The sequence below is a fragment of the Micromonospora sp. NPDC050495 genome, from assembly GCF_040655175.1.
Lineage (GTDB): Bacteria > Actinomycetota > Actinomycetes > Mycobacteriales > Micromonosporaceae > Micromonospora.
Window position 1 is genome coordinate 45117 of the sequence record NZ_JBFAJK010000015.1, and the last position, 15273, is coordinate 60389.

The window sequence follows — 15273 nt, forward strand, 5'->3', positions numbered from 1 at the left end:
GACGGGCGGTCGTCACTCCGCCCCAAGCGCTGCCACGGGTGAGGTGCGGGCCGCGGCCCGCGCCGGTAGCACCGAGGCGAGGAGCCCAGCGAGGAGGGCGATGGCCAGGACCGCCGCGAGGTCCGTCCACGGGACGGTGTACCGCACGTCGCCCACGAGGGACAGCGCCGTAACCGCGCCGGCCCAGCCGAACACGAGCCCGAGCACGATGCCGAGGATCGGGCCGACGCCGGCGATGAGCACGCCCTCGACGGCGAGCATGCCGGGTAGCTGTTCCCTGCTCAGGCCGATGGCCCGCAGGGTCGCGGACTCGCGGGTGCTCTGCTGGTGCTGGTAGCCGCCGTCCTCGGCGCTCCAGGGGCGACCTGATCGAGGTAGGCCTGTTCGTCCGGGGTGAGGCTCGCCGGGTCGTACTCCTGGGGTGCGGCGACGGCGAGCAGATGGATACCCACCAGCGCATCCTGATTGGCTTCTTCGAGGCGCGAGGTGATTCCGGCGCCAAGGTCGCCGCGTGGGCTGCGTACCGGTCGAAGCCGAGCTCGACGCTCATGAGCCGGTGCCAGATCTCGTGCGTCTGGTGCCCGGGCGGGAGGGTCGGACGCTGCGGTGAGAACGCATACCAGGCAGCGAGGGAACGATGACCGTGAACGCGTCGGCCGGGTCACGACCGTGCTTCGACGGTTCCGCGAGACGCCGGCCGAGGTCGGCGAGCTCCAGGAAGGTGCTGGGCCAGCCGTGGGTCAGCGGACGGGGCCACAACACGGCCAGGGTCATACTGCGGCCCGCGCCAGCTTGCGGTTATCGCGTTGCGGTGGCCAGTGCCGCGCGGATGGCGTCCGCGCCGGCTGGTTGGCCCTTCTCGTTCGAGGGCGGCCCGTACGGGGTTCCCCACACAGGCGTGCCCGTCGCCTGCCGCCAACTGTCGGCCAGCGGTCCCGCGTCCACCACGCCGTACCCGATGGAGGCGATGAAGTCGGTCACCGCTGCCTTCGCGGGTGCGGAGTCGCCGGCGATCGGCAGGTATGAGCGGTCGGCCACCCCCGCCGGGCGGGCGAGTGAGAGCAGGTGCTTGAAATAGATGGTGTTGAACGCCTTGACGAGCTCGGCGTCCGGGGCGTACCGCAGCAGCAGCTCGCTCGAGGTGAGCGACGTGCCGTCGAGCTCGGGGATATGCCCGTCACGATCGGGGCCGTAGTTGCAGCTGTCGATGACCGTCTTCCCCGCCAGCGGCGCGGCGGGGACGTCGGGGAAAGCCGTGACCGGCACCGTGACCACGACGATGCCACCGGCCGCCGCGGCTTCCTCGCGCGTCGCCGCGGAGGCCCGCGGCCCCAGTTCCGCGACCGTGTTCGCGAGCGTCTCGGGACCGCGTGAGTTGCTGAGCACGACCTGGTGGCCGGCCGCGACGGCGAGCCGCGCGATGATGCTGCCGATGGATCCGCTTCCGATGAACCCCACGGTTGTCATGTTCTCGATGTCCTTCCAGTAGGGCCTTGTCCTTGTCATGCCGGACGCGTTTCGATGGGGGTTCCTGCTGTCAGGTAGCGGAGAAGTAGTGGCCGTTGTCCAGATCGGCGAGGAGGCGGGGCTGAGCGGGTTCCCAGCCGAGGGTGCGGCGGGTGATGAGGTTGGACGTCGGGTAGCTCTGCGTGGCGACGTTCGTGAGGAACCCGAAGTATCCCGGCAGCATCAGCTCGTCCAGGGGGACGCTCGCGGCGGGCACGCCCAGGCGGCTGCCGATGGCCTCGGCGATCTCGCGGAACGGGATGCCTCCGTCCTCGACCGCGTGCCAGTAGCTGCCAGCCGGGCCCTTCTCCAGCGCCAGGCGGAACAAGGAGGCGGCGTCACGGGCGTGCACGGCGTTCCACCGGTTCTCGCCGTCTCCGGGGTAGCCGGCGAAGCCCCTCTCCTTCGCGAGCGCGATCAGGGTGGGGAGGAAGCCCCCCTGGTCGGTCGTGCTGTGCGCGATGTTGGCGATCCGCACGACCGAGGACCGCACGTTCTGCTCGGCGAGCCCGATGACGGCGGCCTCCACGACGTTACGGGCCCGCAGGGTGCCCTTGTGCTCGTCGCCGACGGGAAGGGCCAGGTCGTCCTCGGTGCTCGGACGGCCCAGGTCCCTCCCGCTGCCGGGCGAGCCGATGCTCCCCGCCGCGACCAGCGGCTTTCCGGTCCCCGCGAGAGCCTCGCCGTACGCGAGCATGACCGGAAGCTCCGCGGCGGCGACGGCGGCCACCCCGCCGGACGGGAGCAGGTCCTGCCGGTGCGCGACGTGGATGACGCCGTCGGAGTCCGCAGCAGCCTCCTTGAGCCCCTCGAGGTCCTGGAGGTCGCCGCGGCGTACCTTCGCGCCGAGCGCGGATAGCGCCGCCGCTGCGGTGTCCGAGCGGGCCAGGCCGGTGACCTCGTGCCCGGCGGTGACGAGCTCCGGGATGATGTACGAACCGGAATGGCCGGTCCCGCCAGTGACGAAGACGCGCACGGTACTACTCCTTGTGAGTGATGCGGGGGAGGCGTTGGTGGTGCGGGGTGGGCTCAGCCGGGGTGGGCTCAGCGGGGGAAGTCGACGCCGAGAGCGACGTCGAAGGTCCCCGCGCCGTTCCGGGCCAGGCCCATCAGCAGCGGCCCGACCCCTTCCAGCCAGCGGGCCATCTCCAGGCCGCCGACATCGAGGGGACGCAGCCCGAGGCTCTCGATGAACGCCGACACGCTCGCCTTGGCCCGTGCGTCGTCTCCGGCGAAGAACACGTCCAACGGACGCTCCTGGACCAGGACGTGGCCGAAGACGGTGTTGAACGCCTTCACGACGTGCGCGCTCGCCGGGGCCGCCTTGACGATCTCCTGCGCGCCGGACGTGCCCTCAGGAGTGACAAGCCCGGTGGCGTCGGCGTTGAAGGTGTTGGAGATGTCGATGATGACCTTGCCGGCCAAGGCATCCCCGTACTGGGCGATGACCGGCACGGCGCTGGCGTACGGCACGGCGAGGACGACGATGTCGCCCACCGGGACGGCGCCGAAGGACCCCGCCGTGGCCCCGACGCCGAGCTCGGCGGCAAGGCCTTTGGCCTTGGCCAGGTCGCGGCCGATGAGTTGGACGGAGTGGCCGCGCGATACCGCGCGTGAGGCGATGGCGTGGGCCATGGCCCCCAGGCCGATGAAACTGATGCTGCTCATGATGAATACTCTTTCCTCTGGTCTGAATCGAACGGCTTGCCCGTCCGTCGTTTCTTAGGTGGTCGTTTATTGGCTGGTCGCTTCTTAGGTGGTCACAACCGGCCGGTACGCGCGATCACCTCGCCGGCGAAGTCGAGCAGCTGGTCAAGGCTGGTGAACATCGCGAAGGCATCGAAGTACGCCTCATCAACACCGAACTCGGCGTACCGCTTCAGCTGGTCCGCGACCGAGTCCACGGACTTGCCCGGATCGAGGTTGATCCGCACGGCCGTCTTGAGTGCGTCGGGATCGCGACCGGCGTCCTGCGCCGCTCGACGCGCGATCGACCACAGGCGGCCGGCACCCTCGTCCTGACTACTGATCGACGCAGCTGTCCCAGGACACGGGACTGGTCGTCCACCACGCCTGCAGGAACGCCAGCATGTCATCGAGCATCCTGCCGCGCCGGCTCCAGTCCGCGTTGCGGGCCACGTCGTACTCCTGCTTCATCCACCCCACCCCACCTCGACTCCGACGCCAAGGCGTCCGCCGCTGAGCACGTCGAGCGTGGTCAGCTGCCGGGCCAGGTGCGGCGGCTCGTAGTAGAACGTGCTGAGCGTGCTGGTGTTCAGGCGCACCCGGCTGGTCGCCGCCGCAGCGACGGTCAACAGCAGCATCGGATCGAGGAAGCGGGTCATCTGCGGCCCTCGGTCCAGATCCTCGAGTCCGCGGACGAAAGCGCTCAGGGCGGGGGCGTCGCTGACGGCGGGCCGACAACAGGAATCACGAAACCGAGCTGCATTGCGTTGAGCCTCCTCGGGCGAATTCCTTCGCCACTGTTGATGTCTGACAGCGGCGAGCCGGTGGTCCATCAACCAACCAGAGCGCAGGCATTCTGTTCGCCGACTGCTTGTTGATCCCCAGGGGGCAGCTGGGTCAGCTCGTGAACTCGTTGACGCCTAGGGCGAAGTTCCCGTGGCCGATCCCGTTGCCGGCGAGGCCTACCGTGAGCACTCCCGCTCCTTCGAGCCAGTGCGCCATCTTCAGGCCGCCGACGTCCAGCGGGCGCAGGCCGAGGCTCTCGATGAATGCCGCCACGTCCGCCTTGGCCCGCGGGTCGTCACCGGCGAGGAAGACGTCGGGCCGGCCGTTCTCCAGAACGCCACGGAAGATGGTGTTGAAGGCCTTGAACACGCTGGCGCTGGCCGGGGCCACCTTGGCGACCTCCTGCGCGATCGAGGTCGCCTCGCTGTGGGCCAGGCCGTCGAACGCGGCGTTGAAGGGGTTGCTGATGTCGACGATGGTCTTGCCCGCGAGGGCGTCTCCGTACTGGGCGACGGTCGGAACGACACCGGCGTACAGCACGGCAGTGATGACGATGTCCCCGGCCGGGACGGCGCCCCACTCGCCCGTCGTCGTGCCGCCGCCCAAAGCCTTGGCCAGGCCCTCGGCCTTGGAGCGATCACGTGCCATGATCTCGACGGAGTTGCCGCCCGCCACAGCGAGCGTGCCGATCGTGCGGGCCATGTTCCCCGCACCGATGAACGTGATGCTGCTCATGAGGTGTGCCTCTTTCTCTGTGCTCGAGGCGCCTGTTCTCCAGGCGCCGCTCTGACTTGTTCGTGCGTGGTTCAGATAGCGGTGGTGCCCCCGTCGGCGACCAGTTCCAGACCGTTGACATAGCTGGAGTCGTCGGAGGCGAGGAACAGGGCGATGCTGGCTATCTCTTCGGGACGGCCCATCGTTCCGCGGGGGATGAGGGACTCGAATGCGGCCCTCGTCGCCTCGTCGAACAGCTCTTCCTGCTTGGCGGTGCCGACCTGGCCGGGGGTCAGGACGTTCACCCGGATCTTGCGGTCGCGCAGCTCGTTGAGCCAGACACGGGCCCATGCCTGCTGGACGGCTTTGCTTCCCGCGTAGAGGCTCCAGCCGGGGAAGGCGCCGAGGGACGCGTTGGAACCGGTCATGAGGATCGAGCCGTGGTCGTTGATCAGTGGCAGGGCCTTCTGCACGGTGAACAGGGTTCCGCGTGCGTTGAGCGAGAAGGAGCGTTCGAACTGTTCCTCGGTGATCTCGCCGAGGACACTAGGTTCGCCGAACCCGGCGCTGGCCCACAGCACGTCGATCGAGCCCTTTTCCCGCTTGACGGTGTCGTACATGCGCTCCAGGTCGTCCAGGTCGGACGCGTCACCCTGGACGGCGATCACGTTGCGGCCGATCAGCCTGACGGCGTCGTCCAGCGCTTCCTGCCGCCGGGCCCGGATGAAGACATACGCTCCGTCCTCGACGAACAGCTTGGCCCCGGCCAGCGCCAGGCCGGTGGATCCACCGGTGATCACCGCGACCTTGCCATCGAGCTTTCCCACGGTCACTCCTTTGAATTGATGGGTTTCCGAAACGGGAACGGAAGAGGACCAATTATTGATATGCTCATCCTGGGTTTGGGCCCTGCCATCAAATGCCGATCCCAAATTCCTGTACACATTTCTCTCGGCTGTCATGAACGATGCCATTGGCCGGATCGGGTGTCCAAGACCTGTTTCAGCCGTGGTGATAACCTCGAGGCATTGCCGGACCTGGAGGGCCCATGGATCTGGACCTGCGCAAGCTGCGCTACTTCGTCGCCGTCGCCAACAGGCTGCACTTCGGCCGCGCCGCCGACGATCTGCACATCGCGCAGCCGGCGCTTAGCCGGCAGATCCGCGCGCTCGAACAGGATCTCGGCGCCTCCCTGTTCACCAGGGACAGCCACGGCGTCACGCTGACCGACGCGGGCCGACAACTTCTGGACGACGCCGGTCCGCTGCTCGCCTCCGCGCACGCGGTCCGGCGCCGGGTGTCCGCGACCGCCCGTGGCGGCCAGCGGCTGGTGATCGGTTTTCGGTCCGGCATCCCGGTCATTCCCGCGGCGCGGGAGTTCGGTGGCCGCCATCCGGACGTAATCGTGGACGTGCAGCGCATGGAATGGGACGACCAGGTGCCGATGCTGCTCGACGGCCGCGTCGACCTCGGCTATGTACGGCTGCCCATCGACGAGACCGGCCTGCGCCTGACTCCCCTCTACACCGAGCCGCTCATGGTGGCGCTGCCCGCCGATCACCGGTTGGCCGGAAAGGAGGAGGTCACCGAGGCCGACCTGGCCGGTGAGCCGCTGATCTGGCATGCCGACGCGAGCACGCAGCCCACCAGGCGCCCGCACCCCGACTCCGGGCTCCGGGTGCGCGGGGTGGAGGAGAAGCTCGAGCACGTCGCGGCCGGCCGCGGCATCTCGTTCGTGGGGCGTTCGGAAACCGTGTTCTACTCACGGCCGGACATCAGCTACGTGCCCGTCTCGGACTTGGCGCCTGACCAGGTACTCATCGCGATGGCGGCGTCACGCACCTCGCCGATGGCTGACGACTTCTTCGCCGCGGCTCAGGCGACGGCTGAGATCACTGCACAATGCGGGAACTACGAGATGTGGCAGATTGTTACCGATGCCGCTTCAAAGCGCGGTTGAGCAGCTCGGCTGACATCAGGTTCCTCACTCGACCGGTTGCTTTGTGCTCTGGAGGCCTGCGGGCTACTGCGATCGCCGTGCGGACGGTCACCTACCTGCGTGCTCAAGCCCGAGAAGTGGAAAATGAGCGACGCAGATCGTGTGATGGACGGCGCGGAGCGGTTCGAGGCGGACGCGGTCGCGCGCGGACTCGACGTTGAGATCGTCGAGCATCCGAAGGCGCAGAGTCTCGCAGAGGTAGCCTAGCCTCGGCCCTTCGTTAAGGGCCGTCCCGCTCCTTGATCGAAATGAAGGAAGTGCCCTCTGATCTGGGATGATCCGGCTTGTCGAAGGCCCTGATCGCCCGTCTCGGAAGGCACTTGCCAGGTGAAGAGTACCGGAGCACGCCCGAAGATCATTGTGAGCGGCGATGGGAGGGGCGTGGTCGGTCACGCCGGTGCCCGGTTGCTGGCTGATGTCGCCGACGCCACCGGCCTGACCGGCGCGTTCAGCGAGACCTTGGCCGGGCTGCGGCAGCGGCGGGGCGGCCACGACCCGGGCCGGATCGCGGTCGACCTCGCGGTGATGATCGCCGACGGGGGTGAGGCGATCGCTGACCTGGCGGTGTTGCGGGACCAGGCGGACCTGTTCGGTGCGGTGGCCTCGGACCCGACCGCCTGGCGGCTGCTGTCGACGTTGGACGGTGAGATGCTCGCCGCGCTGGGCGCGGCCCGGGGCCCGTGCCCGCCAGGTGGCTTGGGCGCAGGCGGCAGAGACCCGTGGTGGGCTGCCTCCGGTGACGGCGGCCGGGCAGCAGGTGCCCGGCCTGGTCCTGGACGTGGACGCCTCCATCGTGATCTGCCATTCGGAGAAGGAGTCCGCCACCCGCACGTGGAAAAAGACCTTCGGCTACCACCCGCTGTTCTGCTTCCTGGACAACACCAGGGAGGCCCTCGCCGGGCTGCTGCGCGAGGGCCGGGCCGGATCGAACACCACCGCCGACCACATCCACGTGCTCGACGCCGCCCTGGCGCAGATCCCGGACGTGCACCGGCACGGCACCCCGATCCTCATCCGCAGCGACTCGGCCGGCTGCACGCAGGGGTTCCTGGCCCACATCCGCAGCCTGCGCACCCAGCACCTGGACACTTCCTTCTCCGTCGGTGTCGCGATCACCGAGCCGGTCCGTGACGCGATCCGGCACGCCACCGACTGGATCCCTGCCCTCAACGCCGACGGCGAACCACGCGACGGCGCCGAGATCTGCGAACTCACCGGCCTGGTCCCGGACGACGGCTACCCGGCCGGAACCCGGTTCATCGCCCGCCGGGAACGCCCACACCCCGGCGCGCAACTGTCCCTGTTCGACACCATCGAGGGCATGCGCCACCAGGTCATGGCCACCGACACCCCACCCGGCCACGGCAGCATCCAATTCCTGGAGGCCCGCCACCGCGGCCACGCCCGCGTCGAGGACCGCATCCGCACCGGCAAGGACACCGGCTTCGGCCGCTTCCCGTCCCGAGTGTTCGCCATCAACGCCGCCTGGCTGCAACTCGCACTGACCGGCATCGACCTGCTCGCCTGGACCCAAATGCTGCTACTGGACGGCGACCTCGCCGCCGCCGAACCCAAGAAGCTGCGCTACCGGCTGCTGCACGTGCCGGCCCGCATCACCCGCTCCGCCCGCCGCACCCGACTGCGCATCGCCGAACACTGGCCCTGGGTCGAACACCTGGTCACCGCGTTCACCCACCTCGCCGCGCTACCCCGACCCATCACCTGAACCCCGCCACCCCGCACCAACGAGCACCCGGAGGGACCCGGCCACACGCCGGGCCACAACCATGACCGCACCCGACGGACCGCCAATAAAGATCAACTAACGTTGGAACGATCCATGATCAACCACCGGCGAAAGACCGAGGTTAGGCGTGAGGGTTGGCCTGGCTGGTAACCAGACGGCACGGGCCGAGACGATCCTGCGCGCGCTGCACCTGCCGGTGGATGTCATCGGTACGTCGGACGGTTGGGGCGTGGAGAAGCCGTCGGCTGCATTCTTCGAACGGGTGGTGGCAGAGGCCGGTTGTCCAACCGATCAGGTGCTGTACGTCGGGGATCGGCTGGACAACGACATCCGGCCCGCCCAGGAGGCCGGGATTGCAACGGCGCTGGTGCGGCGCGGCCCGTGGGGACACATCCTCGACGACAAGGCCGTCAGCGAGCGCTGCTTGTTCCGGCTCGACTCGCTGGCTGAGCTGCCCGAACTGGTACGCAAGCACAACGAGGCGGCGGCTTAGCCGCCGGGTAGGGCGGCCCGGCTGGCCGCGAGTGCGGCTATCCGTTCGTCGAGCTGCCTGCCCTGCCGGCTGCCGCCCAGCAAGGGCCAGACTTCCCTGACCCGCTCCAGGCCGGTGCCGTACCAGTCGCTATGTAGGGCGTCCATCGCCTGGTTCAGATATTCGGCGGCGTGGTCACCGTCGCTGCCGTGTGCAGAGGCTAGGTCGGCGAGGATAACGCTGCGTTGCTTGCCCGCCGTGGCCCACGACGCCGTCCTCAACGGCCTGACTCTGCCGAACAGCTCCAGCGTTGTCGAAGGCCACGTCAACCCCCCCCCGACTCAAAATGATCAAACGACGGCTGTGCGGCCGGGCAAACCTCGACCTACTCCGCAAGCGAGTCGAGCCGTTCACGGTCGACTCTCCCGTCAGCAGCGGGTACCGGGTCCATCTGCGGTCGTCCTCTACTTCCATCTCGACTGCCGAGGTCGAGCCCTTGTTTCTATTTGAGGATCTGGTTTGTGGGGGTGTGGGCACCACTGTGCCCGACGGTGTGGGAGCCGGCGTGGACGGCGGTGGTGATGGCGTCGGAAAGCGGGGTGTGGTGAGCGAGGTCGACGGCGAGACAGCCGAGGAAGCTGTCGCCGGCTCCGGTGGTGTCGACGACCGGGACGGCAGGTGCGGGCACGGTGCCGGACCCGTGGGGGTCAGTAAAGGCGGCGCCGCTCGGGCCTGCGGTGACGACGACGATCCGGGGGCCGAGGCGTTGCAACGCGGCGGCGGCGTCGAGCGGGGTGCCGGCGGTGGTGCGCAGGATGGCGGCAGCTTCATGCTGGTTGACCACGAGGACGTCGAGTTCCGCCAACAGCCTGGGATCGAGGTCGGGGTGGGGGACGAGATTGCCAACGACGATCGGCGCGCGGCGGTGGCTCAGCAGTGTGGTCACGGGTTCGGGTGGTAGGTCGAGCTGCACGATCAGGGCCTCCGTGCCAAGGCCGCTGGTGGCGCGGTGGATGTCGTCGGTGGTGAGTTCGGTGGCGGGTGAGAGGGCGAGGGTGATGTAGCTTTCGCCGTCTGGGGTGACCTCGATGATGGCCGCGCCGGTGGTGGCGTCGGGTACGAGCCGGACATGGCGGGTGTCGACGCCCGCGTCGGTCAGCGCTGTGGTGATCTGGTGGGCCCAGGTGTCCGCGCCGACGTTGGCGATCAGGGCGGCGCGCCCGCCATGGCGGGCGGCGGCGAAGGCCTGGTTGAGGCTCTTGCCTCCAGCGCTGGTGGTCACGGGCGAGCCGATGGCGGTGCGGCCAGGTCGGGCGCGGTGAGGTACATGGATGGTCAGGTCGATGTTGGCCCGGCCGACGAAGGCGGCATCGACCCTGTCGCCGGCACCGCTGCTGTCGGTCACGAGGTCGCTGCGGAAGCGGCCAGGGCGGCATGCAACTGCTGCACTCCGGGCTCGGTGGGAAACGCCGCGAGCTGGCGGCCGGCGGTGGCAACCTCGCGTTGGATTCGTGCCGAGCGGGTGAGGTTGGCCAGGTTGAGCGCGGCGAGGGCGGCGGCAGCGGCCAAGCCGGGTTCATCGGCGGCGGCGTGGGCCACGGCGGTGCGTGCCAGATAGCGACCCCGTTCGCGTCGGTACGTTTCCGGCCACGCGTCGAGAGCCTCGCCGAAACACCGGACGGCGGCGCCGGGGCGGCCCAGCCGAAGCCAGCCCTCGCCCTCCTGCGCGCTGATGTATGCCGTGGTGCAGAACGCACCGAGCCCACCGCCCTCTGTTGCGGTGGCGGCAGCGAGGTGGTGGGCCTCGTCGATGGCGGCCCGGAACGAGCCGGCGTCACCTTCGACGGTGTGCCCGTGCGCGCGTTGCACCGCCGCGAACGCGCGCACCTGCTCCTGCGTGCTACCAGCGCGCTCGGCAGCACGGGCGAGCCCGAGTACGCGGTCCTGGTCGGCGGCGTCGCTGGCCCGCTGCGCCATGCGAGCGAAAACGTAGGCGGTGAACTCCATGTCGCCGGCTTCTTGGGCCATGGTCAACGCTTGGGCGAGCCACCATTCGCCGGCGTCGCGGTCGCCCATATCGTCGCTGAGCCAGCCGGCGAATTCCGCCCACCGGGCCTCGGCACTCAACAGCGCGTCGCGGAGGCTGCCTCGTGCGGCTCGGCGGTAGTCGGCGATGTGGCCGAGCTGTTGGCGGGCCGTGGGAAGGATCGCCGCGGCACCGACCCGGTTGTCGGACTCCACGAGCACCGACCGCAGTACCGCGAAGCGCTCCACAACAGCCGGATCAACCTGCGCCGTCCGTGTCGCCGCGACCAGCGGTTCCGCACTCGCGAGAGATGCCACCACACCGCCGGGGACAGCGTGTAGGAGCGCCCGGCGGCTGACCTGAACCTGCCGGCCTCGCCCGTCTGCCACAGTCGTCACGATATCCGTCTCCCTTGCGGGCTGGCCGTATGCGCCGACTACCAGGGCGGTGCCGGCTGTGGTCAGGGCGGTGGTGAATGCTGCTGTTCCCCTGGCCCGACGGTACTTCTGGTCAACAGCAACGACCTGGTCATACCCGGCGGTGAGAGCGCCGCCTGTGTCGAGAGCCTCGTCGCAGCGTTTCCAAAAGGCCCGGTCTGGATGCTGGCGTCCAACTTCGGTGTTCGCGATCGTGCTGCGGCCGGTGAGGATCCTGGGCGCCAGTGAGTGCTGGGTGTGGCCGGCCGCCTTGCGGTACGCAGCCAACTGCTGGCCAAGCGCGCGCCACGCTTCGCTCGCCTCGTTCGGATCTGCCACCGTCGCCTCCCCGGGGCCATCGTGCCTCGGACGGCTGAGTGAGATGACCGAGCGCCGGCCAGAGGCGTGCTTCGATGTGGATTGTTACCCTACCGTGCGGTCGTGGCTGCGTAGGTCGTCCACCCGCCGTTGCTGGTAGAGGCTTCCGTCGCGCGCAGTGGCCCGCCACGGCCGGGCGGCATGCAGGGCGATACGCAGCTCTGGCGCGTTGCGATTGAGGGTGACACGCGCGAGGTCGGTGCTGTCGTCGGTGGCACATCGGGTGGGCCAGGCGCCGTGAGGACCGATGACCCCGGCGGGCATGGCGGTGCTGCACTGGGCGGGGACGGAGACTGATCCACTGGTTCGTGGTGGCGGCGTGTCCGCGGGCGATCACGTCGAAGATCGGTTCGTCGGAGAAGGTGGAGAGCAGGACGCAATCGGCGCCTCGGCGGCCTGGTCGGCGGGTGGTGCCCTTGATCGGCCACCGCCTGGCACATGGCGATCAGGTTGGGATGGACGAAGGGCTCGCCCCCAGTGAGCGTGAGACGTTCGACTCGGGCGTCGAGCAGCCGCGGCAGCACCTGGGTGGTGAAGTCGCCCAGGGACAGGTCGGACCCGACTGTGGTGGAGGAGACAAAGCAGTGGGCGTAGTGCAGGTTGCACCGCTCGGTGATCTGCACCAACGCCTTGCGTCCATCCTCGCCGACGGAGGTTCGGAAGTAGCAGGACGAGGCGTGGGGTATCCACGATGAGGCGCTTCACGAGAATCTTTCCGCAGTAGTGGGTTGCCTGCTGCCTGCGGCGTGGGGTGCTGCCGTAAGCAGTTGCGCGGCTGCGTGCAGTTGGCGGTGTACGACCTGGGTGTGGTGGCTGTCGGTGTGGGGCTGGTGGTGCCCTGCGGTGGCTGTGGTCAGGAACCACCAGGCCGCCCATACGCGGTGCCACCCCAGCGCCCATTGAGCTGCCGGCAGACCGCCGCGGTCCGAGTGGGCGTCGGGACTGCCGCCGGCCGCGACGTAGGCGCGGATCAGGCTCGTGAGTTGGGCGGGGCGGGTGGTAGTGCGGGTGCCGAACCAGGTAGCGAGGTCGAGCAGGCCGGGGCCGGTGAACGCTTTCGCCCAGTCGACGAGACGGCATCCGGTGCGACGGACATGCAGCGAGCTGCGGTGGAACTCGCCGTGGCAGAGCCCGAAGGGCTCTCGTTCGGCGCCGTCGGCACGCCTGCCCGCCACAACTGCCAGCCGCCGCAGCAGTTCCCCGATCAGGCCCGCGTCGAGAAAACGGCCCTGGCGGTGTAGCGCGTCGAGTGCGGCGAGCGCCTGCTCAGGAAGGCGCGCCAGGGTCTGCTGGCCGAACGCGGGCAGCGTGGGCATCGGGGGGATGGCGTGGACCGCGCGGGCGGCGGCTGCGGCCTCGGCCGTGGTCGGTGGGCGGATGGGGTCGCCGAGGTCGTCCATCAGCATGCCCAGCGCCTGCGGACGTAGCGTGTAGCCATGCAGGTGAGGCACCGCGGCACCGTGTTCGTTGAGGGATCGCAGCACGGCGGCTTCGCCGGTGAACGGTGATGTGGCGAGCTTGCAGATCACGCTGCTGCCGTCGCTCAGGTACAGCCGCTGCACCGTCGACAGTTCCCACTCCTGGATGACCTGCCCACCGGTCCGTTGATGGCCGGCGGCAGTGAGCAGGTCGCGGCGTAGCTGGTCCGCCAACGCGGCATCTATGGCGATCACGGTTTGCTCGCCATCTGGATGCCGGTGGCGGCTCGCTCGAGCAGCGCCAGCGCGGTGTCGAGGCGTGCCGACATCCCCGCCGGCACCCGGGGGTGGGCTGCCTGGTGAAAGGCCCGGAAGTGCGGCAGCAGCGTGAGCAGCGCCGGACGCGTGCGGAGGAAGGCGGCGACGTCGCCGCTGGCGTGCGCCCGTCGCAGCAGCGATGTCAGCGCGACGATCTTGTCGGCGGTCGAGGCGAGCAGCACCGGCAGGTCGTCGACGGGGATGGGCGGGTCCGACGTGTCGAGGGCCTGGTGCTCGTCCTGCAAGGCGGCGATGATCCGCGACACCTGCGGGCCGTAGGCGGCGGCGAGGACCTGGTAGATGTCCGGCGTACGGGGCGCGAAGTCGGGGATGTCGTGCAGTAGCGCTGCCGCTATCAGATCCGGGTCCGGGTTGGGCACATGGTCGCCGATGGTCACCGCGACCCGGACCGCGTGGGCCAGTGCCGGGCGGCCGTCGATGGCCTGTCCGGAGCACCATCGCTGGGCATCGCGCAGGGCGCGGTCGACGGCGGCGGCCCGGGGAGGGGATAAGACGGTCATAGCCTGATACCTCCTGTTTGCCGTAGCATCGGCGCCATGTCCGGGCCGCTACCGCAGTGGTGTGAGCAAACGTGCGTCGTGTGCCCCGCTCAGCAGCTCGGGCCGGGCCAGTTCGACGTGGTCGACCGGCCCGGACCCGAGTTCGCCTACAACCCGGACATCGGATGGCGAGTCACCGTCGAGGGTGTCGCGGTGTGTGTGCACCCGTACCGGGTCGGACTGCCACCGGGCCGCTACGCCTCGCGCGGCGAGCCTGTCCCCGCCCGGACGTCACGGCCGGCGCCGACGCCTGCCTCGCTGGTGCTGCCTGCCGACCTGGTGGATCTGGAAGGCTGGCTCGTCGCCGTGCTGCGCGACGCCCCGTCGGAGCAGATCTTCGGCGCCGTCGCCCGCGCTGAGCGCCTCGCCGGCGAGAGGTTCGACCCGAAGCAGGTGGTGGCGGCCATGCGGCGGGTGCTGTCGGTGGAGCTGGCTAACCGCTGACCCCGACGGGCGCGGTCGCCGGGTCTGGCTGGTCGAAGGCGAAGTCGTGGCTGCGTCCGTCGCGTCCCAGGCCTGCGGCCTGGTAGTGGGCGTTGAGCTGGTTCAGCCGACGGGCCACCTCGGCGGAGTCCAGCCAGTACCGCAGCGGCTGGGGCCCCCAGCCGGCGGCGGCGTAGTACGCGTCGGTGAGGCAGCCGCGGGTGTAGGTGAATTCCTCCAACTCTGTGGCGTGCGGGAACGTGACCCCGAGGTCGCGCTGCATCCGGGACATGAGGGTGAACTGGGCCAGCACGGCGTGGATCATCTCGTCGACCGGCGCCGGCACCAGCAGCTCCGCGGCTTCCTCGTCGCCGTCGGAGAGCTCGAACACCGCGGCCTTGAGCGCCAGGACCCGCATCGCCTCGGTCAGCAACGGGCCCGCGTCCCGGTCGATGGACCACCGGCTGATTGCCGGGTACCCGGTGAACGTCGCCCAGCAGCTGGAGTACTTCATCGACGAGCTGCGTAGCCGTTCGGACGACGGGTGCTGCGTGATCAGGTCGAGGATCTCGGCGGCTCGGCGACCGACCGCAGCCGGTTCGGGCATGGTTCGTGGGGCCATGGCACATCCCTCCTACGGGAGCGTTGGGCACAGGCAGGCGAAACCAGCCGGCGGCTGGATCGCCCGTCACCGCGGTCCGCGCCGCTGGCGCTCACGGTGATGTCCCCATTAACGGCCGGGTGCACGGGTGTCGATAACCCATTGCTTTGAACTCTGACAAAGCGCCGACATTGATCGGCCCAGACCATTGACCGGCCCTGGC

General features: G+C 69.3%; 17 protein-coding genes and 3 pseudogenes. 5 read left to right on the forward strand and 15 right to left on the reverse strand.

Annotated elements, in window-relative coordinates; all coding sequences use genetic code 11:
• Positions 1 to 12 precede the first annotated feature (12 nt).
• The 9 genes and pseudogenes from AB0I11_RS17165 to AB0I11_RS17205 form a co-directional block, all read right to left on the reverse strand.
• A pseudogene (locus AB0I11_RS17165) lies at positions 13 to 315 on the reverse strand (ABC transporter permease); the annotation flags it as partial.
• A gap of 483 nt (positions 316 to 798) precedes the next feature.
• Positions 799 to 1467, reverse strand: a complete 669-nt coding sequence (locus tag AB0I11_RS17170) for an NAD(P)-binding domain-containing protein (protein WP_357320595.1) — start codon at positions 1465 to 1467, stop codon at positions 799 to 801.
• A 70-nt stretch (positions 1468 to 1537) separates the two neighbouring features.
• Positions 1538 to 2482, reverse strand: coding sequence for an SDR family oxidoreductase (locus AB0I11_RS17175; protein WP_357320598.1), 945 nt, complete (start codon positions 2480 to 2482; stop codon positions 1538 to 1540).
• A 68-nt stretch (positions 2483 to 2550) separates the two neighbouring features.
• Positions 2551 to 3174 carry an NAD(P)-binding domain-containing protein gene (locus AB0I11_RS17180; RefSeq protein ID WP_357320601.1) on the reverse strand — a complete coding sequence of 208 codons (624 nt, stop codon included), beginning with the start codon at positions 3172 to 3174 and terminating at the stop codon, positions 2551 to 2553.
• Between the two features lie 92 nt (positions 3175 to 3266).
• Positions 3267 to 3440, reverse strand: a complete 174-nt coding sequence (locus tag AB0I11_RS17185) for a hypothetical protein (protein ID WP_357320604.1) — start codon at positions 3438 to 3440, stop codon at positions 3267 to 3269.
• An 88-nt stretch (positions 3441 to 3528) separates the two neighbouring features.
• The gene (locus AB0I11_RS17190) at positions 3529 to 3663 is read right to left on the reverse strand and encodes a hypothetical protein (RefSeq protein ID WP_357320607.1); all 135 of its coding nucleotides are present in this window, start codon (positions 3661 to 3663) and stop codon (positions 3529 to 3531) included.
• A complete protein-coding gene (locus AB0I11_RS17195; protein WP_357320610.1) occupies positions 3660 to 3851 on the reverse strand; it encodes an LLM class flavin-dependent oxidoreductase in 192 nt (63 codons plus the stop codon). The genes AB0I11_RS17190 and AB0I11_RS17195 overlap by 4 nt, the downstream gene beginning before the upstream one ends.
• 238 nt (positions 3852 to 4089) lie before the next feature.
• Positions 4090 to 4713 carry an NAD(P)-binding domain-containing protein gene (locus AB0I11_RS17200; RefSeq protein ID WP_357320613.1) on the reverse strand — a complete coding sequence of 208 codons (624 nt, stop codon included), beginning with the start codon at positions 4711 to 4713 and terminating at the stop codon, positions 4090 to 4092.
• A gap of 71 nt (positions 4714 to 4784) precedes the next feature.
• A complete protein-coding gene (locus AB0I11_RS17205) occupies positions 4785 to 5519 on the reverse strand; it encodes an SDR family oxidoreductase (RefSeq protein ID WP_357320616.1) in 735 nt (244 codons plus the stop codon).
• Positions 5520 to 5740: 221 nt separating this feature from the next.
• Here AB0I11_RS17205 and AB0I11_RS17210 point away from each other — a divergent pair, with 221 nt between their 5' ends.
• The 4 genes and pseudogenes from AB0I11_RS17210 to AB0I11_RS17225 form a co-directional block, all read left to right on the forward strand.
• Positions 5741 to 6652 (forward strand): LysR substrate-binding domain-containing protein, encoded by a 912-nt coding sequence (locus AB0I11_RS17210; protein ID WP_357320619.1) that lies wholly within the window; start codon positions 5741 to 5743, stop codon positions 6650 to 6652.
• Between the two features lie 99 nt (positions 6653 to 6751).
• A complete protein-coding gene (locus AB0I11_RS17215; protein ID WP_357320622.1) occupies positions 6752 to 6898 on the forward strand; it encodes a hypothetical protein in 147 nt (48 codons plus the stop codon).
• 120 nt (positions 6899 to 7018) lie between these two features.
• Positions 7019 to 8417, forward strand: a pseudogene (locus AB0I11_RS17220) (IS1380 family transposase).
• A gap of 145 nt (positions 8418 to 8562) precedes the next feature.
• Positions 8563 to 8931, forward strand: a pseudogene (locus AB0I11_RS17225) (HAD family hydrolase); the annotation flags it as partial.
• Here AB0I11_RS17225 and AB0I11_RS17230 read toward each other — a convergent pair.
• The 5 genes from AB0I11_RS17230 to AB0I11_RS17250 form a co-directional block, all read right to left on the reverse strand.
• A complete protein-coding gene (locus AB0I11_RS17230) occupies positions 8928 to 9191 on the reverse strand; it encodes a hypothetical protein (protein WP_357320625.1) in 264 nt (87 codons plus the stop codon). The pseudogene AB0I11_RS17225 and the gene AB0I11_RS17230 sit on opposite strands and share 4 nt — an antisense overlap.
• 221 nt (positions 9192 to 9412) lie before the next feature.
• Positions 9413 to 10315 (reverse strand): PfkB family carbohydrate kinase, encoded by a 903-nt coding sequence (locus AB0I11_RS17235; RefSeq protein ID WP_357320628.1) that lies wholly within the window; start codon positions 10313 to 10315, stop codon positions 9413 to 9415.
• Positions 10312 to 11691 carry a helix-turn-helix transcriptional regulator gene (locus AB0I11_RS17240; RefSeq protein ID WP_357320630.1) on the reverse strand — a complete coding sequence of 460 codons (1380 nt, stop codon included), beginning with the start codon at positions 11689 to 11691 and terminating at the stop codon, positions 10312 to 10314. The genes AB0I11_RS17235 and AB0I11_RS17240 overlap by 4 nt, the downstream gene beginning before the upstream one ends.
• A gap of 740 nt (positions 11692 to 12431) precedes the next feature.
• Positions 12432 to 13403, reverse strand: coding sequence for an aminoglycoside phosphotransferase (locus AB0I11_RS17245; protein ID WP_357320633.1), 972 nt, complete (start codon positions 13401 to 13403; stop codon positions 12432 to 12434).
• Entirely contained in the window at positions 13400 to 13987 is a 588-nt protein-coding gene (locus tag AB0I11_RS17250; protein WP_357320636.1) for an HD domain-containing protein, read from the reverse strand. Before AB0I11_RS17250 ends, AB0I11_RS17245 begins: the two co-directional genes overlap by 4 nt.
• Positions 13988 to 14023: 36 nt before the next feature.
• Here AB0I11_RS17250 and AB0I11_RS17255 point away from each other — a divergent pair, with 36 nt between their 5' ends.
• Positions 14024 to 14470 (forward strand): hypothetical protein, encoded by a 447-nt coding sequence (locus AB0I11_RS17255; RefSeq protein ID WP_357320639.1) that lies wholly within the window; start codon positions 14024 to 14026, stop codon positions 14468 to 14470.
• On the opposite strand, the gene AB0I11_RS17260 is transcribed toward AB0I11_RS17255, so the two are convergent.
• Positions 14460 to 15071: a hypothetical protein gene (locus AB0I11_RS17260; RefSeq protein ID WP_357320642.1), complete on the reverse strand. Its 612-nt coding sequence runs from the start codon at positions 15069 to 15071 to the stop codon at positions 14460 to 14462. The two genes, AB0I11_RS17255 and AB0I11_RS17260, sit on opposite strands and share 11 nt — an antisense overlap.
• Positions 15072 to 15273: the final 202 nt, after the last annotated feature.